This is a genomic window from Gordonia sp. NPDC003425, assembly GCF_053588635.1.
Genome location: NZ_JBSFQI010000004.1, coordinates 209,472 through 230,740, shown reverse-complemented (window position 1 = coordinate 230,740; position 21,269 = coordinate 209,472). Strand labels below are relative to the sequence as shown.

Below are 21,269 nucleotides of genomic sequence, written 5' to 3'. Positions count from 1 at the left end.
TCGCGGAAACGCCGAGCGCAGAGAACCTGGGTGATCTTGGAGAATCTGGGTGCTGTAGCACCCAGATTCTCCAACACCACCCAAGTCCGGTCGGTAACGCGACCGTCGGGTTCGGATTCCCGGTGGATGCACCGTTTACGCTCATGTGATGGAGAATGTGGGCGCTCAGCGGGTGACTGTGGTGGTTGTGGATGACCATCCCTTCTTCCGGGACGGTGTCAGTCGGGGTCTCACTGCCAGCGGACGCGTCTCGGTGGTGGGCGAGGCCGGCGACGGACGCAGCGCACTAGAAGTGATCCGTGAGAAGACTCCCGACGTCGCCGTCGTCGACTACCAGATGCCCGACATGAACGGTGTCGACGTCGCGCACGCCGTGACCCGGGATGGGCTGCCCACCAAGGTGTTGCTGCTCTCGGCGGTGGAGCGGGTGGCCAAGGGGGAGACGGTGATACCACCGGAACTGGCCACCGGGCTGGTCGACCAGATCCGAGCGCACTCGACGCCCGCCCCGCGCGGCGGAACGGTGGCCATCGCGACATTGCCGTGCCAACCGGCGCTGAGCGCCCACCACTGACCGTTGCTGTCCGGGTAGGGCCCGCGCAATTCGGACCGGGGGTGTGACTCCGGGCCGAGGTGGGATGGGGTCAGCCGTTCGCGCCGTTGGCGCCTTGCTGACCGCTGGCGCCGGACTGGCCGTAGGCGCCGCTGCCGCCGTCGATGCTGCTTCCCCCGTTACCGCCGACACCTCCGGTGCCCCCCACACCGCCAGCGCCTCCGGCGCCTCCGATTCCGGTGGTTCCGGTGGTGCCGCGCTGGCCGATGAGGCCGCCGCTGCCTGCGGTGCCCGCGGTGCCGGCGTGTCCGCCGTCACCGCCCGCGCCACCGTCACCGCCCGCGCCCCCGTCTCCTCCGGTGCCGCCGACATGCCATCCTCCACCGCCCTTACCACCCGCGCCGCCATTGCCGCCCGTTCCGCCGTTGCTGCCGTCACCGCCATTGCCGCTGCCGCCGCCGGCTCCGCCGGTGCCGAAGAGAACCCCACCGTTGCCACCGCTGCCGCCGTTGCCGCCGCTGGTGCCCGGGTTGCCGGTCAGCCCGGTGCCGCCATCACCGCCGTTGCCGCCGGCGCCGCCGGCGCCGGTGTACGCGTCGCTACCTGCACCACCGTTGCCACCATCGGCCGCGGGGCCGCCGTTGCCGCCATCACCACCTGCGCTGCTCTCGGAATCCCAGTAACCTTTGCCACCGTTTCCGCCGGGTTGCCCGACTTCAGTGCCGTCACTGCCGTGGCCACCGTTCCTGTCGTCGCTGGTGCCGTCGGTGCCGTCAGCGGCCGGCGGGAGGGGTGTGACGGTGGCGAGGGTGATGCCGTCGGCGCCATTGCCGCCGTTACCGCCGGCGCCGCCGTTACCGACGAGGTAGGCGATGCCGCCGTTACCGCCGCTACCACCGTTGACGAGGACCAAACCCCCATTACCGCCGTAGTACTCGGTGCCGTTGCTGCCGTTACCGCCGGCACCACCGTTGCCGAGGACCCAGCCACCGGCACCACCATTACCGCCGGTCACCCCGTACACGCCTGCGGCGGCGGTGCCGCCGTCACCGCCGGACCCCCAGAACCCGGCGCGCCCACCGTTACCGGCCACTCCACCATTCACGGTGCTGTTGCCGCCGGCACCACCGGATCCGAACAACAAGCCACCGATACCACCGTTCCCGCCGGTAGTACCGTCACCACCGGCACCGCCGTTACCGATCAGCCCGGCGTTCCCACCGCTACCACCGCCGAATCCGGCACCACCGCTGCCGAACAGGATGCCGCCGTTACCCCCGTTGGGAGTGGTGCTGGTGCCATCAGCACCGTTGCCGATCCACAACAATCCGAACGGGCCTACCACCCGCAGACCGGTGTCGGGGTCGAGGCTGATGGTCATCACCAGATTCACCGCGTTGCCATCGGCGTCAACCGCGGCCACCAACGCGGCGGCCGACGCCACCACGCCACGCACGGTGGCACCACCACCCCCTGTGGGCACGGTGTAGGAGACAGCGCTCGCGTGCGTGACGTCGGCAGGATCAGCACCGCCACCACTGTGGGGTGCCGCCACGTCAAGTGAACGTCCGGTGAGCTCGGTGACCGCCGTGTGCACCCGCGAGTTCAGATCGACCACCCCGGTACTGGCATCACCGCGCGCCACCGCCGCCTGCAGATCCAACAAGAACGCGCCGGTATCGACCACCGCAACCTGCCCACCATCGCTGGTGGTACCGACCCCGCCGATCGGGGCAGTGATCCCCGCCAGGCGCGCCAACCCATTGTGTTGAGCCCACACCGGCACACTCGCATCGACAACGGTGAACGGGTTGGGGGGTGCGGTGCCCATTGCTGCCGCGGGTAGCACCGCGGCCCCGATCCCGGCCAACGCTGCGGCGGTGACCGCCACCCCGCTGATGGACATGATCCGTGTGGTCGTCATCGACCTCACCCCTTCAGGTGGCCGTGCGCGCACTGGATATGCACTGCACTACATAGCCAATGATAGCATCATGAACTACTCGGAAACCACGAAACCCGCTGCACCACAATGTGATAGGCCAAAGGTCCTACTCGTGCGGCACCAAAGGCCCAAGGCGGCATTCCATACGAGCACCCAGATTCTCCAACACCACCCAAGTCCGGTCGGTAACGCGACCGTGGGGTTCGGATTCCCGGCGGATGCACCGTTTACGCTCATGTGATGGAAAATGTGGGTGCTCAGCGGGTGACCGTGGTGGTCGTCGATGACCATCCCTTCTTCCGGGACGGTGTCAGCCGGGGTCTCACTGCCAGCGGACGCGTCTCGGTGGTGGGCGAGGCCGGCGACGGACGCAGCGCACTAGAGGTGATCCGTGAGAAGACGCCCGACGTCGCCGTCGTCGACTACCAGATGCCCGACATGAACGGTGTCGACGTGGCGCACGCCGTGACCCGGGATGGGCTGCCCACCAAGGTGTTGCTGCTCTCGGCGGTCACCGATGCGCCGATCGTGTTCGCCGCGCTGGAGAAGGGCGCCAGCGGCTATCTGTCCAAGGAATCCGACCGCGACACGATCGTCTCGGCGGTGGAGCGGGTGGCCAAGGGCGAGACGGTGATACCGCCGGAACTGGCCACCGGGCTGGTCGATCAGATCCGGGCGCACTCGGTGTCCGGCGCACCTACGCTCAGTGAGCGGGAATCCCAGGTGCTCAACGGGTTCGCCCGCGGACAGTCCATCCCGCAGATCGCTGCCGAGCTCTACATCGGTGCCGCCACGGTGAAAACCCACACGCAGCGCCTCTACGAGAAACTCGGCGTCTCCGACCGTGCCGCCGCGGTGGCCGAGGGGATGCGCCGTGGACTCATCGACTGAGGCCGCCTCGCGTCCGCACCGACAGTTACCCGACCTGGTCGGGTCGGCGTCGCTCTACCCGATTCTCGTCGACCATGTGACGCGGGGTGTTCGTATCCAGGTCGTCCTACGCCTGATCCTGGCCGTGTTCGTGGTGCTCGTGATCGCGTTCGATCCACCCGCCCGGTCGCTGGCGGCGACGTGGACGGTGGTGGGATGTTACGTCGCCTGGTGCGTCGGCTCGGCCGTGGCCGCGCCACTGTTGGGACTCAGGATCGCTCGGTTCGCCTGGCTCGCGGTGTTCGTCGATCTCGCGGCGCTGACGGCACTCGCAGTGCTCTGCGCGCGTTCGGACGCGATCAGCTGGACCTCCGACGTACTCCTCGACGGGTTGGCGATCATCCCGCTCATCGCGGCGACACAGCTGCGTCCATGGGTGTGCGTGGCGGTCGCCGTGCCGACAACCGTGGTGTTCTTTGTCGCCAGCGCAGCAGCCAAAGGCGCGAACGACAGGCCGTGGTCCTATGTCCTGCTCGACACGTTCGTGATCGCAGCGCTCGGCGTCGGAAGCATCATGCTCTCGCGGGTGCAGCGCTCGCGCGTGGAGGCCATCGGCGCGCTGGCCGTCGAGAGGTCCGAACTGCTCGACGACGCGATGCAGATCGAGGAGCGGGAACGTCGCGACCTCGCCGAGGCATTGCACGACGGTGCGCTGCAGTTCGTGCTCGCCGCCCGGCACGACGTGGCCGCCGCCCGCGACGGCGACCCGGCAGCTCTCGACCGCATCGACGCCGCGCTGGGCGAGTCGAGCAGGTTGTTGCGCTCGACGCTGACCACCCTGCATCCGGCGGTGCTCGACCAGTACGGTCTGGCCGCGGCGCTGAGCGAACTGGGGCGGTCGGTAGAGGCCACCAACCGGTTGCGGGTCAGCGTCGACAGCGCGGGCTGGCCCGACACCGCCCGCACGCCCGCCGACCGGCTGCTCTACGCCACGGCACGGGAGTTGCTCACCAACGTGGTCAAACACGCGCACGCCACCCGGGCCGAAGTCACCATCGAACGTGACGAGGGTCGCGCGCGGCTCGTTGTCCTCGACGACGGTGTGGGTGTGGCCGACGCCGACGTGGACCCCGCGACCCTGGCGGCCAGGCTCGCCGACGGGCACCTGGGCCTGCAGTCGCGGCGGATTCGTCTGGAGGCCGAAGGCGGCACGCTGTCGGTCATGGCGGCCCCGCGCGGCGGAACGGTGGCCATCGCGACATTGCCCTGCTAGCCGTCCTGTCGATGTGGAGGGCTACCGCGCCGAAGCGTCGAGCACCCACCACGCCGCATACGGGGCCAACCACACCGAGCCGGCGTCGTCGGGGCTGATCGGGCGATCGGAGAGCACATCCCACGGCCGCTCGATCCCGCATCCTCCGATCACCTCGATCGGTAGGGACACCCACCGCGCACTCACGTTGTACACACCCACCAGCGGGCCGAGCGGCGCCCGTCGGGCGGTCACCAGAACGGGCCCGTCGGACCACACGATCTCGCTGGGGACACGCGCGTGCAGGTGGGGGAGAGACGCCCGCACCCGCCCGAGGTGACGCAGTCCGGCGAAGACACGTCCGGGAATCGATTCCGGATCGTGGCGCGCGGCGAATCGTGCGGGGTCGAGTGCCGGCCGGTGTGCCCACCTGTTGTCGTTCGCGTGGCCGGCCTCGTCGGCCCAGTGCGGATCGTTGGGTGTGCCGAGTTCGTCGCCGCTCCAGATCACCGGGATGCCACCCCACCCGTAGGCGATCGCATGGGCCAGGAAGATGCGGCCCAGCGCGGCGTCGACCTCGGCGGCGTCGGCGGCCGTCTGAAGTCCGGTCAGCGCCGCGGTGGTGCCGCTGATCCGCCGGTCGCCGGTCTCCGGATTGGACTGGAACACCAGTCCCGCAGCGGGAGATCCGGGAAACGCGCCGGAGAACCAGTCGGAGAGAAACCGGCGGTGCGGGCCGCCGGTGAGTCCCACGGCTGCGGCGTCGGCGTCGTCGATGGCCCAGCCGATGTCGTCGTGGCAGCGTACGTAACAGATCCAGGTGCCCGTCGGCGGTGTCGGCGGCAGGGCGCCGAGTGCGTGGCCGGCCAGGGCGGTGTCGGCCGTGGCGAGCATCGACCAGATCTGCACCATCAGCGAGTTGTGATAGGCCAGATCGCTCACCCGGCCGTCGTGCCGGCCCACACCCAGGTAGGCGACGAGCTGGGCGGGTCCCACGATCGCCTCGGCCTTGAACGCCACCGCCGGCGCCACCATTCGGGTCAGCGCACGCAGGATCTGGGTGATCGCATGCACCTCGGGCTGGTTCTGGCAGTCGGTGCCGACGCGTTTCCACAGGAACGCGATCGCGTCGAGACGGAACACCTCCACGCCGAGATTGGCCAGGAAGAAGATGATGTCCGCGAACTCGAGCAGCACGTCGGGATTGGCCCAGTTCAGATCCCACTGCCAGGAGTTGAAGGTGGTCCACACCCACCGGCCCATCTCCTCGTCGAACGTGAAGTTGCCGGGCGCGAAGTCCGGGAACACCTCGGGAAGGGTGCGTTCGTACACGTCCGGTTCGGTGCGGTCGGCGAATGTGTGGAAGTAGGCGCGGTACTTGGGATCTCCGCCGATCGCCTTCTGCGCCCACTCGTGTTCTCGCGCGACGTGATTGAGAACGAGGTCGACGGTGAGACTGATTCCTGCGGCGCGCAGCGTGTCGGCGAGGTCGGCCAGATCGTCGGTGGTGCCCAGGTCCGGGCGCACCCGCCGGTAGTCGGCGACGGCGTAGCCGCCGTCGTTGTCGCCCGGACGCGGTTGCAGCAGCGGCATCAAGTGCAGATAGGTGACGCCGAGTTCCCGCAGATGATCCAGACGCCCGGCCACCCCGGCCAGCGTCCCGGCGAAACGCTCGGTGTAGGCCGCGTATCCGATCATGTCGGGTTGCTGAAGCCAGTCGGGCCGCAGCAGTCGCCGCTCGTCGAGTTCGCGGAGTGCCTCGGGTCGCACACGGAACGCTTGTTCGGCGACGTTCAACAACCGCGGCACCACGTCGGTCACGGCGCCGGGGCCGAAGACCGCTATCACGGCGTCGGTGAGGTCATCGTGGTACCGCTGCACCCGCAGGTCCCAGGTGGTCACCGCAACTCCGCGCGTTTCGGACGCCTCGACCTAGGCATGCGCAGACACTAACCCATCGGTCCGGGGCGGCGGGTGGGTGTGCATATCCGGGGTCGCGCGCCGCGACACGCTGGGACGACGGAGAAAATCCGGTCTCCTCGGCCACAGTCCCACCCGTCACATCCTGCTCAGCAGTGCCGCGTCGTCCTCGGTGTGGGCGGAACTGCCGGGTGGCCTGGTGCGCTCCCTTTTTGTGCCTCTGAGCTGCGTCGATAATAGGAATCAACGCGTCCTCCCGGGGTCGGTGGGCGAGGGGGACGCCCATCCACGTCGTGATGACCGGTGGACTCTTTACAGCACCAGATCCTGGTGTTTACCCGGGGGTGGCTCTCGCAAATGCCTGCTCACGTGGGTACGGTCGCTTTCGCCGCAGTAATTCGGCGGACGCCAGGCCACCAGGGGCCCGCGCATCCGCCGAGCGCCGGCCCAGTGCCACCGGGCACCTGACCCAGGTGCCGGTGCAGTCCAGATCGAGAACGAAAGACGGAGGAAACCGTGGCGCTTCCCCAGTTGACAGACGAGCAGCGCGCTGCCGCGTTGGAGAAGGCGGCGGCCGCTCGGCGTGCACGCGCTGAACTCAAAGAACGCCTCAAGCGTGGCGGCACCGACCTCGCGCAGGTGCTCAAGGACGCCGAGAACGACGAGATCCTCGGCAAGATGAAGGTCTCGGCACTGCTCGAGGCCCTGCCCAAGGTCGGCAAGGTCAAGGCGCAGGAGATCATGACCGAACTCGAGATCGCCCCCACCCGCCGCCTGCGCGGCCTCGGCGATCGTCAGCGCAAGGCGCTGCTCGAGAAGTTCCCGTCCTGAGCGGACACACCGCGAAACCGAGGGGCCGACTGGTGGTATTGGTCGGCCCCTCGGCCGTGGGGAAGTCGACGGTGGTCAGCCGGGTCCGAGAACTCGTCCCCGACCTGTACTTCAGCGTCTCGGCCACCACCCGCGATCCGCGTCCCGGCGAGGTCGACGGCCGCGACTACCGCTTTGTGTCCCGCGAGCGGTTCGATCAGATGATCGCCGACGACGAGTTCCTTGAATGGGCCGACATCCACGGTGGCCTGCAGCGCAGCGGTACCGTGGCGAGGCCCGTCGAGGACGCGCTGGCCGCGGGCAGGCCGGTACTGTTGGAGGTGGACCTGGTCGGCGCACGCAACGTGGTGCGTCGGCTGCCGGAGGCGATCACCGTCTTCCTGGCGCCGCCGAGCTGGGACGATCTCGTCTCCCGCCTCACCAAACGCGGCACCGAGACCCCCGAGGCGGTGGCCCGCCGACTGGACACGGCCCGCACCGAAATGGCCGCGCAAGACGAGTTCGACCACGTGGTGGTGAACACCGAAGTCGACTCCGCAGCGCACCAATTGGTATCCTTGCTGGTCGGACCGGACGCCGTGGCCCGCAGCTAGGCCCACCGACATTATTCGCGACAGATCAACGCAGGAGCCCGCGTGAGCACGCAGACCAATTTCGAGATGACCGAGATCGCCGACGCCCCGGCGTACGAGACCCCCATCGGCATCACCAATCCCCCCATCGACGACCTGCTCGACCGCGCGTCGTCGAAGTACGCCCTGGTGATCTACGCGGCCAAGCGCGCCCGCCAGATCAACGACTACTACAACCAGCTCGGCGACGGCATCCTCGAATACGTCGGACCGCTGGTGGAGCCGGGTCTGCAGGAAAAGCCGCTGTCGATCGCGCTGCGTGAGATCCACTCCGACCTGCTCGAGCACACCGAGGGCGAGTAAGACCGCGGCCGCGGCGATGAGCTCTCCGGGAACCGCACGGCGGCGCATCCTCGTCGGCGTCGGCGGCGGGATCGCCGCATACAAGGTGTGCTCGGTGATCCGGCATTTCACCGAGGCCGGCCACGAAGTGCGGGTGGTACCCACCCGCGCCGCCCTGAACTTCATCGGCGCCGCCACTTTTGAGGCGCTCTCCGGTCACCCGGTGAGCACGGAGGTCTTCGACGACGTCGACCAGGTGGCGCATGTGCGTCTGGGGCAAGGCGCCGACCTGGTGATCGTCGCACCCGCCACCGCCGACCTGATGGCCCGCGCCGCCGCCGGTCGCGCCGACGACCTGCTCACCGCGTCGCTGCTGACGGTGCGCTGCCCGGTGATGATGGTGCCCGCCATGCACACCGAGATGTGGGAACATCCCGCCACCCAGCAGAACGTCGACACTCTGCGCGCGCGTGGAGTCACGGTGCTGACCCCGGCCTCCGGGCGGCTCACCGGCCGCGACAGCGGCGCCGGTCGCCTGCCCGATCCGCAGGAGATCGCTCTGCTGGGTGAACTGCTCCTCGACCGCGCCGACGCCCTGCCCCACGACCTGGCCGGGGTGCGCATGGTGATCAGCGCCGGTGGCACCCGCGAACCACTCGACCCGGTGCGTTTCCTCGGCAACCACAGCTCCGGCAAGCAGGGCTTCGCCCTGGCCCGCGCCGCGGCGCAGCGCGGAGCCCAGGTCACCGTCGTCGCCGGATCCACCAACGAGGCCGGGGATCCCGCCGCGGTCGAGGTGGTGCACGTGTCCACCGCCCGGCAACTCGCCGACGAGATGACCAAACGGGCCGCCGAATGCGATGTGGTGATCATGGCCGCCGCGGTCGCCGACTTCCGTCCCGTTTCCACCGCCGAGGCGAAGATCAAGAAGGGTGCGCAAGGTCCGGCGCCGATCGAACTGACCACCAATCCCGACATCCTGCGTGGGCTGGTCGAAGAACGTGCGGCCGGGGCGATTCCCACCGACACGGTGATCGTCGGATTTGCCGCCGAGACCGGCGACGAGCACGGCGGCGTCCTCGACCACGGCCGCGCAAAACTGCGTCGCAAGGGCTGCGACGTCCTTGTCGTGAACGCCGTGGGCAACGGAAAGGCGTTCGGCACCGAGGACAACACCGGCTGGCTGCTCACCGCCACGGGCTCGGAGACGGCGTTGCCGCTGGGCTCGAAAACACTCATGGCGAGCCGGATACTTGACGAAGTCCGCACGCTGGTGCCAGATGTAGAGCGCACCTGACCTGATCCGACGCACCGTCGGACCGGGTGTGTAGGTTGAAACCCTAATCGACGACATCCGCGCCGGTTGCCACCGCGGACCACCACGATCTTGAGAGGACCCGATGACCACATCTGCGTCGCGCCTGTTCACCAGTGAGTCAGTCACCGAGGGACATCCCGACAAGATCTGTGACGCGATCAGCGACTCGGTTCTCGACGCGATCCTGGCCGAGGACCCGCATGCCCGGGTGGCCGTGGAGACCCTCGTCACCACCGGGCAGGTGCATGTGGCGGGCGAGGTCACCACCACCGCGTACGTCGACATCCCGGGCATCGTGCGCGCCAAGATCCTCGACATCGGCTACGACTCGTCGACCAAGGGATTCGACGGCGCGTCCTGCGGCGTCAACGTCGCGATCGGCGCGCAGTCACCCGACATCGCCGGCGGCGTGTTCAACTCGCACGAGAGCCGCAGCGGCATCTCCGAGGACGAGATCGACGCGCAGGGCGCGGGCGACCAGGGCCTGATGTTCGGATATGCCACCGACGAGACCCCCGAACTGATGCCGGTGCCCATCGCGCTGGCCCACCGCCTGTCGCGCCGGCTCACCGAGGTCCGCAAGAACGGCAGGCTGCCGTACCTGCGTCCCGACGGCAAGACGCAGGTCACCATCGAATACGACGGCGACAAGCCGGTCCGTCTCGACACCGTGGTGGTCTCGACGCAGCATGCCGCCGACATCGACCTCGACAACATGCTCACCCCCGACATCACCACGCAGGTGATCGATCCGGTACTCGCCGACCTCGAGGTGCCCGGCTTCGTCACCGACGGCTACCGGTTGTTCGTCAACCCCACGGGTAAGTTCGTGCTCGGCGGGCCGATGGGCGATGCGGGCCTCACCGGACGCAAGATCATCGTCGACACCTACGGCGGCATGGCGCGACACGGTGGCGGCGCGTTCTCCGGCAAGGACCCGTCGAAGGTGGACCGCAGCGCGGCCTACGCGATGCGCTGGGTGGCCAAGAACGCGGTGGCCGCGGGACTGGCCAGCCGCATCGAGGTGCAGGTGGCCTACGCGATCGGCAAGGCAGCGCCGGTCGGACTGTTCGTGGAGACCTTCGGCACCGAGAAGACCGACCCGGCGGTGATCCGCAAGGCGATCGCCGAGACCTTCGATCTGCGTCCGCTCGCGATCATCCGCGACCTCGACCTGCTGCGACCCATCTACGCGCCCACCGCCGCCTACGGGCACTTCGGTCGTACCGACCTGGGTCTGCCGTGGGAGAACACCGACCGCGCCGAGAAGTTGCGCGCGGCGGCAGGTCTCTGACCGCGAGCGGCAGTTCTCTGAAAGAACGTGCCGCGTCGAGGCCGGTCGCGAAGGTCCTGCCCATGCTCGGGCTGGCCCATCTCGACCGGGCCTTCGATTACCTCATCGACTCCGAGCAGGACGCCGACGCGGTGCCCGGCGCCCGCGTGCGCGTCCGGTTCTCCGGTCGACTGATCGACGGTTTCCTGCTCGACCGCGTCGACGAATCCGAGCATCCCGGCAAACTGGGCTGGCTCGACCGGGTGGTCTCGCCGGAGCCGGTGCTCTCGCCGGAGATGATCCGGGTGTGCCGGGCCGTCGCCGACCGCTACGCGGGCACGATGTCGGATGTGGTGCGCCTCGCGGTGCCCCCACGTCACGCGCGCACCGAGAAAGAAGCCACCGCCGCACCCACCGCCGAGGTGATCGTCGGCGACCGCGAGCCGTGGCGGGCCTACCGCAACGCCGACTCGTTCCTGGATGCGCTGGCCGCCGGGGCGACGCCCCGCGCGCTGTGGCAGGCGCTGCCGGGTGAGCAATGGACGCAGCGATTGGCCGAACTGGCCGCCGTCACCGCCGCCGCCGGACGTGGAGTGGTGGTCATCGTGCCCGACCAGCGCGATCTCGACCGGCTCGACGCGGCGTGCGCACCGCTGCTCGGCGACCGCTGTGTGACGCTGGCGGCCGGCCTCGGGCCCACCGCCCGCTACCGCCGCTGGCTCGCGGTGCGTCGCGGCGCCGCCGACGTGGTGCTCGGCACCCGCAGCGCGGTGTTCGCGCCGGTGCACGATCTGGGCCTCATCGTGGTGTGGGACGACGGCGACGACAGCCTCGCCGAACCCCGCGCACCCTATCCGCATCCGCGGGAAGTGGCGGTGTTGCGGGCGCACATCGAACAGTCCGGACTGGTGATCGGCGGTTTCGCCCGCACCGCCGAGGCCCAGGTGCTGGCCGAGTCCGGGTGGGCGCACGATCTGGTGGCCGATCGCGCGGTGGTGCGCGAACGCGCACCCCGGATCGACGCCATCACCGACGAGGACGCCCGCATCGCCCGCGATCGGTTGGCGCGTACCGCCCGCATTCCCGCACTGGCCTTCGACGCGGCACGTTCCGCGCTGGCCGCCGACGCCCCGGTGCTGTTCAGCGTGCCCCGCCGCGGCTACATCCCGTCGCTGTCCTGCGCCCGTTGCCGCGCCCACGCCCGCTGCCGCGCCTGTCACGGTCCGCTCGAACTCGACGCCGACCAGCATCTGTCGTGCCGGTGGTGTGGCCGGCCGGAGGTCGCGTTCCGCTGCCCCGAGTGCGGCGGCACCACGGTGCGGGCGCTCACCACCGGCGCACGCCGCACCGCCGAGGAACTCGGTCGCGCCTTCGCCGGGGTGCCGGTGCTGACCAGCGGGGGAGCGGCGGTGGCCGACCGGGTGGACGCGGGAGCACGCGTCGTGGTGGCCACGCCGGGAGCCGAACCGGTGGCCGACGGCGGTTACGGTGCCGCCGTCGTGCTCGACACCTGGGCACAACTCGACCGGGCCGACCTGCGCGTCGACGAGGACGCCGTCCGACGGTGGATGGCGGTTGGCGCCCTTGTCCGTCCCCGCGGCCAGGGCGGTGCGATGGTCATCGTCGCCGATGCCGCGCTGGCTCCCGTACAGGCCGTGATCCGTTGGGACCCAGTCGGTTTCGCGAGCACCGAGCTGGCGCGCCGCGTCGAGTCCGGTTTTCCGCCCGCCGTCACCATGGCGTCGATCGACGGCCCGGCGCCGCTGGTGATGTCGTTCGTCGACACCATCGACCTGCCCGAGGGTGCCGACGTACTGGGGCCGGTGCCACTGCCGCCGGGCGTGCGACCCCCCGCGGGCAGCGACGACTGGGAGGCCGACGATGCCGACTTCGACGGCGAGGTGGAGCGCATCCTGGTTCGCTCCGACCGCCGCGTCGGACGCGAACTGGCCCAGGCGCTCGGGGCGGCGCAGATCCGGCGCAACACGGCGCACCGCACCGGCCCGCTTCGCGTTCAGGTGGACCCGCCTACCATCGGATGAGCGCAGCCGGCGTCGACGAGATGGACCGGGCCCAGACCGCGAGGAGGACAAGCGTGCGGATCGTGTTCGCCGGAACACCTGAGGTTGCCGTGCCCTCGCTGCGGCGGCTCATCGACTCTCCCCAACACGAGGTGGTCGGCGTGATCAGCCGCCCCGACGCCGTGTCCGGACGAGGACGCAAGGTGAACCGGGCGCCGGTCGCGATGCTCGCCGATGACCACGGCATCGAGGTGATCACCCCGCGTCGGCTGTCCGAACCCGAGGTCGGCGACACGCTGGCCCGCTGGGCACCCGACGTGGGTGCGGTAGTGGCCTACGGCGGGCTCGTCCCGCCGGCGCTGCTCGAGCTGCCGGCACACGGTTGGGTGAACCTGCACTTTTCGGTGCTGCCGGCCTGGCGCGGTGCCGCCCCGGTGCAGGCGGCCATCGCCGCCGGCGACGAGACCACCGGGGCCAGCACCTTCCGGCTGGAGAAAGGACTCGACACGGGGCCGGTGTTCGGGGTGCTCACCGAGACCGTCCGGCCCTCCGACACCAGCGGGGATGTGCTCGACCGGCTTGCCGACGCGGGTGCCGGACTGCTGGTGTCCACGCTCGACGGCATCGAATCGGGCGACCTCGTGCCGCGTGAGCAGCCCGCCGAGGGTGTCAGCCACGCCCCGAAGATCGAGGTCGACGACGCGCGGGTCCGCTGGGAGTTGCCCGCTCACCTGCTCGAACGCCGAATCCGTGCGCACACGCCGGCACCGGGGGCGTGGACGACGCTCGACGACAACCGGATCAAACTGGGACCGGTGGGCGTCGCCGAGGCGACACCCGACGCTGCCGGGCCCGTCGAGCTTGCTCCGGGCCGCGTCGTGGTAACCAAGAAGGCCGTCCTCGTCGGCACCGGCACCGAACCCGTCCGGCTCGGCTGGGTGCAACCGCCGGGCAAGAAACAGATGCCCGCCACCGACTGGGCGCGGGGAGCCCGACTCGACGATCAGACGGTGCTCACGTGAACAATCGACCACGGACACGCGGTGCCGCGCGCGACCCGAAAACCCGCGACAAGGCCGTCGACCCGGCCCGCGCGGTGGCCCGCGACGTGCTGCGCGCGGTGCGGGAACGCGACGCCTACGCCAACCTGGTGCTGCCGAAGCTGTTGCGCGAGCGGCACATCACCGGACGGGACGCCGCACTGGCCACCGAACTCACCTACGGCACCCTGCGGGCGCAGGGCATCCTCGACGTGATCATCGCCGACGCCGCGAAACGTCGGATCGCCGACATCGACGGTGAGGTGCTCGACGTGCTCCGTCTGGGCGCGTATCAGTTGCTGCGCACCCGCATCGGTGCCCACGCGGCGGTTTCCACGTCGGTCGACCTCATTCGCAGCGAAAAGGGCATGGGACCGTCGGGATTCGTCAACGCCGTGCTGCGCAAGATCTCACAGCGCGACGAGGACCTGTGGGTCGACGAGCTGGCCCCGTCGATGGCCGACGACCTGATCGGCAACCTGGCGTTCCGGTACGCCCACCCACGATGGATCGCCGAAGTGTTCTTCGAGGCCCTCGGCGGGTCGGCGGGAGAACTGCAGGCCGCGCTGGCCGCCGACGACGAACGTCCGCCCGTGCACCTGGTGGCCCGCCCCGGCCTGATCACCGCCGAAGAACTCGCCCTGACCAGCGGGGGAGAGGTGGGCCGCTACTCGCCGTACTGCGTGTATCTGCCGGGAGGTGATCCCGGGGACATCGAGGCGGTGCGTCAGGGCTACGCCGGTGTGCAGGACGAGGGCAGCCAGCTCGTGGCCCGCGCGGTGACCGTGGCCGATGTGGGAGCCGACGGCGGCCGGTGGCTGGACATGTGTGCCGGACCCGGCGGCAAGGCGGCACTGATCGGTGCCATCGCGGACATCGACGGCACCCACCTCGACGCGGTGGAGGTGAGCGAACACCGCGCCAACCTGATCCGTGGGGTGACCCGCGAGATGCCCGTCGACGTGCATGTCGGTGATGCGCGTGATCTCACCACCGAGACCGGCCTGGCGCCGGGTTTCGATCGCATCCTCCTCGATGCGCCGTGTACCGGACTCGGCTCGTTGCGCCGTCGCCCGGAGGTGCGGTGGCGGCGCACGCCCGACAGTGTTCCCGACCTGGTGGCGCTGCAGCGGGCACTGCTCACCGAGGCGCTGCGCCTGGTACGGCCCGGCGGGGTGATCATCTACTCCACGTGCTCGCCACATCCGGCAGAGACCACCGAGGTGGTGGCAACCGTGCTCGCCGAGACGCCCGGCGCCCGGCAGCTCGACGCACGTCCGCTGGTGAGTGCGGGGGAGGCGATCGGCGACGGCCCGCACGTACAGCTCTGGCCCCATCGCCAGGGCACCGACGCCATGTTCCTGGCCGCGTTGACCAAGGACTGACCGTCGAGCGTGCCCACATCCGCGTCGAGCGTGCCCGGATCCGTGTCGAGCGTGCCCGGATTCGTGTTGAGCGTGCCCGGATCCGTGTCGAGCGTGCCCGAATCCGTGTTGAGCGTGCCCGGATTCGTGTTGAGCGTGGCCGCGGGGTGGTTTCGACAAGCTCAACCAGCGGGTGGGACAAAGCTCAACCAGCGGGCGGTGGGCACGCGGGGTGGTTTCGACAAGCTCAACCAGCGGGTCGGACAAGCTCAACCAGCGGGTGGGACAAGCTCAACCAGCGGGCGGGACAGGCTCAACCAGCGGGCGGGACAAGCTCAACCAGCGGGTCGGACAAGCTCAACCAGCGGGGGGCCTGCCCTCAGCGTCGCCCGACCTCGTGCGGCAGGCCCGAGGTCAACCATTGCGTGATGTGTGCGGTCTCGTGCTGCACGCTGTCGCGGTAGCGCAGAACCGTCCATGCCGCGGCGGTGCCGTGTAGCCACGCGAGCAGGCGCACCGCCACGTCGTCGGACTCGTCGACGGTGTAGCCCAGGCATTCGAGCTGTATACGCAGCCACTCCCGGTACGCCTCGATCACCGCGACGGCACCAACCCGGGCCGGATGATTCATCGCCGCGAGTTCGACACACAGCGGACTCATCGGGCATCCGTAGTCCTCGACATCGCCGGGGTCGCGCAGCGATGTCTCCACGAAACGCATGATCCGCTCGAGCGGGGTGATCGGTGCCGCGCTCCAGTCCGCGAGTTGAGCCTTCGCCTGGACAAGCCGGGCTTGCAGGACCGCGTCGAGGATCATGTCCTTGGTGCGGAAGTGGTAGTAGAAGTTGCCACGCGAGATCCCGACCTCGCCGGCGATCGCGGCGAATGATGTTCGCTCGTAGCCGTTCTCGAAGAACAGCCTGCCGGCAACCTGCACTATCCGGTTGCGCGTGTTCATCGGCGGCTCCGGCATTCGCTCACGGGTGGACGAGGGCGGTGAGTGCTCAACGCTAGAAGGCCCACTGGCGGTTCACTAGAGCCGAGGGTCCCGATCCGGGCACCCGAGGAGACCGCCCGACGCCGCTCGGAGGACCATCCATACAATCTGGGGCATGTGTGACCGCGGCCGTACCCCCATGATTGCTCCGTCGATCCTCTCGGCGGACTTCGCCAACCTGGCAGCCGAGGCGGCCGCCGTCGAGGGATCGGATTGGCTGCACGTCGACGTGATGGACGCGCACTTCGTCCCCAATCTGACGCTGGGCCTGCCCGTGGTGGAAAGCCTGCTCAAGGCCACCGACATCCCGCTCGATTGCCACCTCATGATCGACGACCCCGGCCGCTGGGCACCGCCCTACGCCGAGGCGGGGGCACACAACGTGACCTTTCACGCCGAGGCCACCGACAACCCGGTCGCGGTGGCGCGCGACATCCGCGCGGCGGGCGCCCGGGCGGGCCTGGCGATCAAACCGAACACCGCGCTCGAGCCCTACCTCGACATCCTCCGCGACATCGACACCCTGCTGATCATGAGTGTCGAACCCGGTTTCGGCGGCCAGAAATTCATCGCCGACGTGCTGGACAAGGCCCGCACCCTCCGCGCCATCGTCGACTCCTCCGATCTGCAACTGGTGGTGGAAATCGACGGCGGCATCAACGCCGACACCATCGAGCAGGCGGCCGAGGCGGGCATCGACTGTTTTGTGGCGGGTTCGGCCGTCTACGGCGCCGATGACCCGGGTGCCGCGGTCGCGGCGTTGCGCAATCAGGCGGCAGCCGCCCGTGCCCATGCCCACTGACAGCACCCATGCCCACTGATAGCACCCATGCCCACTGACAGCACCCATGCCCACTGACGGCACCCATGCCGACTGACACAGCCGCCCTGGACACCTCGATGCGCGCGGCCATCGAGGAGTCGGTGCGAGCGCTGGGATCGAGTTCACCCAACCCGCCCGTCGGCGCGGTGATCCACGCTTCGGACGGCACGCTGATCGGCGTCGGCCACACCCGTCCGCCGGGAGGGCCGCACGCGGAGATCGTGGCCCTCGACCAGGCCGGTGCCGCGGCGCGTGGCGGCACCGCGATCGTCACCCTCGAACCCTGCAATCACACCGGGCGCACCGGGCCGTGCTCGGAGGCGCTGATCGAGGCCGGCATCGCCCGTGTCGTCTACGCGGTGGCCGATCCCAATCCCACGGCCACCGGTGGCGCCGCGCGTCTGCGCGCCGCGGGTGTCGACGTGATCGGGGGGTGGCTGGCCGACGAGGTAAGCGCCGGACCGCTACGGAACTGGCTGTTCGCCCAACGCCACGGCCGACCCCTCGTCACCGTGAAAACGGCCGCCACCCTCGACGGACGCATCGCCGCACCCGACGGCACCAGCCGCTGGATCACCGGACCCGCCGCCCGCGCCCGAGTGCACCGACAGCGCGCACAGCTCGACGCGATCGTCGTCGGCACCGGCACCGTGCTTCGCGACGACCCGGCCCTGACGGCGCGGCGACCCGACGGCTCACTCGCCGACCACCAGCCGATCCGGGTGGCGATGGGAGCGCGAGACATCCCCCGCACCGCACGCGTGTACGACGACTCCGCCCCGTTCCGCCACGTCCGCACCCATGACCCGTCCGAGCTTCTCGCCGCGCTGCCCGACGCCACCTGGGTGCTCGTGGAGGGTGGTCCCGCGATCATCGGCGCATTCCTCGACGCCGACCTCGTCGACGAGGTGGAGGCCTACATCGCACCGCTCATCCTGGGTGCGGGACCGGCCGCGGTCAGCCGACCGGTCACCACCCTCGCCGACGCCGCGCGCTTTCACACCGCATCCGCAGAACGCGTCGGAGACGACGTGCTCATCCGGTTGCTTCGCGACGCACCAACCGGCTGAACGGCAGCGGCTACTTCGACTTCTTGCCGCTACGGCCCAGGAACCAGCCGACCACCACTCCCGCGGCGCCGACGATCGCCAGCATGAGCCACTGCCACGTACTGATGTGGAACATCAGGAGGTTGATCCGAATCTCCTGCGTGTTCTGGAAGATGAAGATCGTCGCCACGATCACCAGAACGAGCGGAAGCCAGTAACGCTTGAGGAACCCCAGAACCGGGGACGAACCCCGCTGTGCGGGTGCCGGGGAGGTGGTCTCGTTGGCCATGACTTTGCCTTTCTCGTGCCGGTGATCCGCTGTGCTGCGATCACTCACCGTGAGCACAATTATCCTCGCTGATCACGCACACTCCGGCAGCGACCGGCCGGGTCCGGCGAATATCACAGCCACCGGACGTCGTGCTAGCGTCGAAGACACACGTTCTCGGGGCGGGGTGAAACTCCCCACCGGCGGTGAGTGGTTGCGATCCGATCGTGACGACGAGCCCGCGAGCGCTCGTCCACAGGCGGACGGGGACAGCAGATCCGGTGCAAAACCGGAGCCGACGGTGACAGTCCGGATGTGAGAGAACACGGCGGCGCGAGCCGTCTCGCTCCGGGTTGGGCACGACAGGAGCGCAGCTTGTTCACCGGCATCGTCGAAGAACTCGGCACGATCGTGGCGCGCGAAGACCTTTCCGACGCAGCCAGATTCACCATCTCCGGCCCGTTGGTGACCTCCGACGCCGGCCACGGCGACTCGATCGCGGTCAACGGGGTCTGTCTCACCGTCGTCGACCTCGCCGACGACCGGTTCACCGTCGACGTGATGGCCGAATCGCTGCGCCGCAGCTCACTGGGCGTTCTCGCCGCCGGCAGCCGGGTGAATCTGGAGCGGGCGATGGCCGCCGACGGACGCTTCGGGGGCCACATCGTGCAGGGCCACGTCGACGGCACCGGACGGGTGCTGGCGGTGACCACGTCGCAGCACTGGACCGTGGTGCGCATCGGTGTTCCCGACAGCCTCAGCCGCTACCTGGTGGAGAAGGGGTCGATCACCGTCGACGGTGTGTCGCTGACCGTCTCGGCCATCGGTACCGACGACGCGCACGGTGACTGGTTCGAAATTTCCCTCATCCCCACCACGTTGCAAGAGACGAATCTCGGCGCGCTCACCGCCGATCAACCGGCCGGTGAGATCCCGGTAAACCTCGAGGTGGACGTGATCGCCAAATATGTGGAACGGCTGGGCGCGGCGAGCAGGCAAAACGCAGCAGGAGTGAACGCAGCAGGAGTGAAGTGATCCGATGACTACCGACGACACCGCGCAGACTCATGTGCACCTCGACTCCGTCGACCGGGCGATCGCCGACATCGCCGCCGGCAAGGCCGTGGTGGTGGTCGACGACGAAGACCGGGAGAACGAAGGCGACCTGATCTTCGCCGCCGAGAAGGCGACCCCCGAACTCGTCGCCTTCATGGTGCGCTACACCTCCGGCTACCTGTGCGTCCCGCTCGACGGTGACACCTGCGATCGTCTGGGCCTGCCACCCATGTACTCGATGAATCAGGACAAGCACGGCACCGCCTACACCGTGACCGTCGACGCCCGCGAGGGCATCGGCACGGGCATCTCCGCCTCCGACCGCGCCACCACGATGCGGTTGCTCGCCGATCCGGCCAGCACCGCCGTCGACTTCACCCGACCCGGCCACGTGGTGCCGTTACGCGCCAAGGACGGGGGAGTGCTGCGTCGCCCGGGCCACACCGAGGCGGCCGTCGACCTCGCACGGCTCGCCGGATTCGCCCCCGCCGGGGTGATCTGCGAGATCGTCTCGCAGAAGGACGAGGGCTCGATGGCACATGCTCCCGAACTGCGGGTGTTCGCCGACGAGCACGACCTCGCGCTCATCTCGATCGCCGACCTCATCGCCTGGCGCCGCCGACACGAGAAGCATGTGGTGCGCGTGGCCGACGCCCGCATCCCCACCCGCCACGGCGATTTCCGGGCTGTGGGCTACACCAGCATCCACGACGACGTCGAGCACGTCGCGCTCGTGATGGGCGACATCCCCGGACCCGACGGCTCGGGCAGCGACGTGCTGGTACGCGTGCATTCGGAGTGCCTGACCGGTGATGTGTTCGGGTCGCTGCGCTGCGACTGCGGCCCGCAACTCGACGCCGCCATGGAGATGGTGGCCGCCGAGGGACGCGGCGTGGTGCTCTACATGCGCGGCCACGAGGGACGCGGCATCGGCCTGCTGCACAAACTGCAGGCCTACCAACTCCAGGACGCCGGCTCGGACACCGTCGACGCCAATCTGGCGCTCGGATTGCCCGCCGACTCCCGTGATTACGGGCTCGGCGCCCAGATCCTCGTCGACCTCGGTGTCACCTCCATGCGCCTGCTCACCAACAATCCCGCCAAGCGGGTGGGCCTCGACGGCTACGGACTCGAGATCGTCGAACGGGTTCCGATGCCGGTGCGCGCCAACAAGGAGAACCTGCGCTACCTGCGGACCAAACGCGACCGCATGGGACACGACCTGCTCGGCCTGGATGAGGCGCACACGATCGCCGACGCGGTCGCCGGTGGGGAGGGCACGGCATGAGCGGTGCCGGCGAACCAGTCCTCGACCTCGCCGACGCGAGCCGTATCCGGCTGGCCGTCGTGTCGTCGCAATGGCACGAGACGATCTGCTCCGCGCTGCTCGACGGCGCGTTGCGCGCCGCGCAGCACCACGGCGTCGTCGAACCCACCGTCGTCAAGGTGGCCGGAGCCATCGAACTGCCGGTGATCGTGCAGGCCCTCGCCCGCACCCACGACGCCGTGGTGGCACTCGGTGTGGTCATCAAGGGCGAGACACCCCACTTCGACTACGTGTGCGACGCGGTGACCGCGGGGCTCACCCGGGTGTCGCTCGACGAGTCGACCCCGGTGGGCAACGGGGTGCTCACCACCCTCACCGAGGAGCAGGCTCTCGCACGCGCGGGCCTGCCCGACTCCACCGAGGACAAAGGGGCCCAGGCCACCACTGCGGCACTCGCGTCGGCACTCACCCTGCGCGCGCTCGCGCGCGGGGAGGCGCGGTGAGCGCA

The 21,269-nt window shown here is 69.4% G+C and carries 19 protein-coding genes, 1 pseudogene and 1 riboswitch; of the genes and pseudogenes, 16 read left to right on the top strand and 4 right to left on the bottom strand.

Annotated features, from left to right (window positions below; all coding sequences use genetic code 11):
* Positions 1-148: 148 nt before the first annotated feature.
* Positions 149-499 (top strand): annotated as a pseudogene (locus ACWDTD_RS07365) (response regulator); the annotation flags it as partial.
* Positions 500-644: 145 nt separating this feature from the next.
* Here the strand turns inward: ACWDTD_RS07365 and ACWDTD_RS07360 are convergent.
* The gene (locus ACWDTD_RS07360) at positions 645-2,477 is read right to left on the bottom strand and encodes a PE family protein (protein ID WP_449746426.1); all 1,833 of its coding nucleotides are present in this window, start codon (positions 2,475-2,477) and stop codon (positions 645-647) included.
* Between the two features lie 261 nt (positions 2,478-2,738).
* On the opposite strand from ACWDTD_RS07360, the gene ACWDTD_RS07355 reads away from it, so the two are divergent.
* On the top strand, positions 2,739-3,389 hold the full coding sequence (locus tag ACWDTD_RS07355; RefSeq protein ID WP_449746425.1) for a response regulator: 651 nt from the start codon (positions 2,739-2,741) through the stop codon (positions 3,387-3,389).
* On the top strand, positions 3,373-4,641 hold the full coding sequence (locus tag ACWDTD_RS07350; RefSeq protein WP_449746424.1) for a sensor histidine kinase: 1,269 nt from the start codon (positions 3,373-3,375) through the stop codon (positions 4,639-4,641). The genes ACWDTD_RS07355 and ACWDTD_RS07350 overlap by 17 nt, the downstream gene beginning before the upstream one ends.
* A gap of 21 nt (positions 4,642-4,662) precedes the next feature.
* Here ACWDTD_RS07350 and ACWDTD_RS07345 read toward each other — a convergent pair whose 3' ends face one another.
* A complete protein-coding gene (locus ACWDTD_RS07345) occupies positions 4,663-6,522 on the bottom strand; it encodes an alpha-amylase family protein (RefSeq protein ID WP_449746423.1) in 1,860 nt (619 codons plus the stop codon).
* 534 nt (positions 6,523-7,056) lie between these two features.
* Between ACWDTD_RS07345 and mihF the strand changes: the two genes are divergently transcribed.
* From mihF to ACWDTD_RS07305, 8 genes are all read left to right on the top strand, one after another.
* Complete coding sequence (gene mihF, locus ACWDTD_RS07340; protein ID WP_449746422.1) at positions 7,057-7,371, top strand: integration host factor, actinobacterial type; 315 nt, start codon at positions 7,057-7,059, stop codon at positions 7,369-7,371.
* Positions 7,368-7,964 (top strand): guanylate kinase, encoded by a 597-nt coding sequence (gmk, locus tag ACWDTD_RS07335; protein ID WP_449746516.1) that lies wholly within the window; start codon positions 7,368-7,370, stop codon positions 7,962-7,964. Before mihF ends, gmk begins: the two co-directional genes overlap by 4 nt.
* A gap of 42 nt (positions 7,965-8,006) precedes the next feature.
* Positions 8,007-8,306: a DNA-directed RNA polymerase subunit omega gene (gene rpoZ / locus ACWDTD_RS07330; RefSeq protein ID WP_449746421.1), complete on the top strand. Its 300-nt coding sequence runs from the start codon at positions 8,007-8,009 to the stop codon at positions 8,304-8,306.
* Between the two features lie 16 nt (positions 8,307-8,322).
* A complete protein-coding gene (gene coaBC, locus ACWDTD_RS07325) occupies positions 8,323-9,582 on the top strand; it encodes a bifunctional phosphopantothenoylcysteine decarboxylase/phosphopantothenate--cysteine ligase CoaBC (RefSeq protein ID WP_449746420.1) in 1,260 nt (419 codons plus the stop codon).
* 103 nt (positions 9,583-9,685) lie between these two features.
* Positions 9,686-10,897: a methionine adenosyltransferase gene (gene metK, locus ACWDTD_RS07320; RefSeq protein WP_449746419.1), complete on the top strand. Its 1,212-nt coding sequence runs from the start codon at positions 9,686-9,688 to the stop codon at positions 10,895-10,897.
* 62 nt (positions 10,898-10,959) lie between these two features.
* Complete coding sequence (locus ACWDTD_RS07315) at positions 10,960-12,918, top strand: primosomal protein N' (RefSeq protein WP_449746418.1); 1,959 nt, start codon at positions 10,960-10,962, stop codon at positions 12,916-12,918.
* A 53-nt stretch (positions 12,919-12,971) separates the two neighbouring features.
* The gene (gene fmt / locus ACWDTD_RS07310; protein ID WP_449746515.1) at positions 12,972-13,919 is read left to right on the top strand and encodes a methionyl-tRNA formyltransferase; all 948 of its coding nucleotides are present in this window, start codon (positions 12,972-12,974) and stop codon (positions 13,917-13,919) included.
* Entirely contained in the window at positions 13,916-15,322 is a 1,407-nt protein-coding gene (locus tag ACWDTD_RS07305) for an RsmB/NOP family class I SAM-dependent RNA methyltransferase (RefSeq protein WP_449746417.1), read from the top strand. The genes fmt and ACWDTD_RS07305 overlap by 4 nt, the downstream gene beginning before the upstream one ends.
* 358 nt (positions 15,323-15,680) lie before the next feature.
* Here ACWDTD_RS07305 and ACWDTD_RS07300 read toward each other — a convergent pair whose 3' ends face one another.
* A complete protein-coding gene (locus tag ACWDTD_RS07300) occupies positions 15,681-16,259 on the bottom strand; it encodes a TetR/AcrR family transcriptional regulator (protein ID WP_449746416.1) in 579 nt (192 codons plus the stop codon).
* A 154-nt stretch (positions 16,260-16,413) separates the two neighbouring features.
* Between ACWDTD_RS07300 and rpe the strand changes: the two genes are divergently transcribed.
* Entirely contained in the window at positions 16,414-17,100 is a 687-nt protein-coding gene (gene rpe / locus ACWDTD_RS07295; protein ID WP_449746415.1) for a ribulose-phosphate 3-epimerase, read from the top strand.
* Between the two features lie 65 nt (positions 17,101-17,165).
* A complete protein-coding gene (gene ribD, locus ACWDTD_RS07290; RefSeq protein ID WP_449746414.1) occupies positions 17,166-18,191 on the top strand; it encodes a bifunctional diaminohydroxyphosphoribosylaminopyrimidine deaminase/5-amino-6-(5-phosphoribosylamino)uracil reductase RibD in 1,026 nt (341 codons plus the stop codon).
* A gap of 10 nt (positions 18,192-18,201) precedes the next feature.
* On the opposite strand, the gene ACWDTD_RS07285 is transcribed toward ribD, so the two are convergent.
* On the bottom strand, positions 18,202-18,459 hold the full coding sequence (locus ACWDTD_RS07285; RefSeq protein ID WP_449746413.1) for a lipopolysaccharide assembly protein LapA domain-containing protein: 258 nt from the start codon (positions 18,457-18,459) through the stop codon (positions 18,202-18,204).
* A 148-nt stretch (positions 18,460-18,607) separates the two neighbouring features.
* Positions 18,608-18,767: riboswitch (FMN riboswitch) on the top strand.
* Positions 18,768-18,813: 46 nt separating this feature from the next.
* Here ACWDTD_RS07285 and ACWDTD_RS07280 point away from each other — a divergent pair.
* Genes ACWDTD_RS07280 through ribH form a run of 3 tightly spaced genes read left to right on the top strand, consistent with a single transcriptional unit; the run spans position 18,814 to position 21,264 of the window.
* Complete coding sequence (locus ACWDTD_RS07280) at positions 18,814-19,473, top strand: riboflavin synthase (RefSeq protein ID WP_449746412.1); 660 nt, start codon at positions 18,814-18,816, stop codon at positions 19,471-19,473.
* A 4-nt stretch (positions 19,474-19,477) separates the two neighbouring features.
* Positions 19,478-20,782 (top strand): bifunctional 3,4-dihydroxy-2-butanone-4-phosphate synthase/GTP cyclohydrolase II, encoded by a 1,305-nt coding sequence (locus ACWDTD_RS07275; RefSeq protein ID WP_449746411.1) that lies wholly within the window; start codon positions 19,478-19,480, stop codon positions 20,780-20,782.
* Complete coding sequence (gene ribH, locus ACWDTD_RS07270; RefSeq protein WP_449746410.1) at positions 20,779-21,264, top strand: 6,7-dimethyl-8-ribityllumazine synthase; 486 nt, start codon at positions 20,779-20,781, stop codon at positions 21,262-21,264. Before ACWDTD_RS07275 ends, ribH begins: the two co-directional genes overlap by 4 nt.
* The last annotated feature ends 5 nt before the right edge of the window (positions 21,265-21,269 follow it).

Bases quoted from the DNA above. Each gene is read 5' to 3' on its own strand.
- ACWDTD_RS07300 (WP_449746416.1), bottom strand. From the start codon at position 16,259: ATGAACACGCGCAACCGGATAGTGCAGGTTGCCGGCAGGCTGTTCTTC.
- ribH (WP_449746410.1), top strand. From the start codon at position 20,779: ATGAGCGGTGCCGGCGAACCAGTCCTCGACCTCGCCGACGCGAGCCGT.
- ACWDTD_RS07285 (WP_449746413.1), bottom strand. From the start codon at position 18,459: ATGGCCAACGAGACCACCTCCCCGGCACCCGCACAGCGGGGTTCGTCC.
- ACWDTD_RS07355 (WP_449746425.1), top strand. From the start codon at position 2,739: ATGGAAAATGTGGGTGCTCAGCGGGTGACCGTGGTGGTCGTCGATGAC.
- metK (WP_449746419.1), top strand. From the start codon at position 9,686: ATGACCACATCTGCGTCGCGCCTGTTCACCAGTGAGTCAGTCACCGAG.
- ribD (WP_449746414.1), top strand. From the start codon at position 17,166: ATGCCGACTGACACAGCCGCCCTGGACACCTCGATGCGCGCGGCCATC.
- rpe (WP_449746415.1), top strand. From the start codon at position 16,414: ATGTGTGACCGCGGCCGTACCCCCATGATTGCTCCGTCGATCCTCTCG.
- ACWDTD_RS07315 (WP_449746418.1), top strand. From the start codon at position 10,960: ATGCTCGGGCTGGCCCATCTCGACCGGGCCTTCGATTACCTCATCGAC.
- coaBC (WP_449746420.1), top strand. From the start codon at position 8,323: ATGAGCTCTCCGGGAACCGCACGGCGGCGCATCCTCGTCGGCGTCGGC.
- ACWDTD_RS07275 (WP_449746411.1), top strand. From the start codon at position 19,478: ATGACTACCGACGACACCGCGCAGACTCATGTGCACCTCGACTCCGTC.
- ACWDTD_RS07360 (WP_449746426.1), bottom strand. From the start codon at position 2,477: ATGACGACCACACGGATCATGTCCATCAGCGGGGTGGCGGTCACCGCC.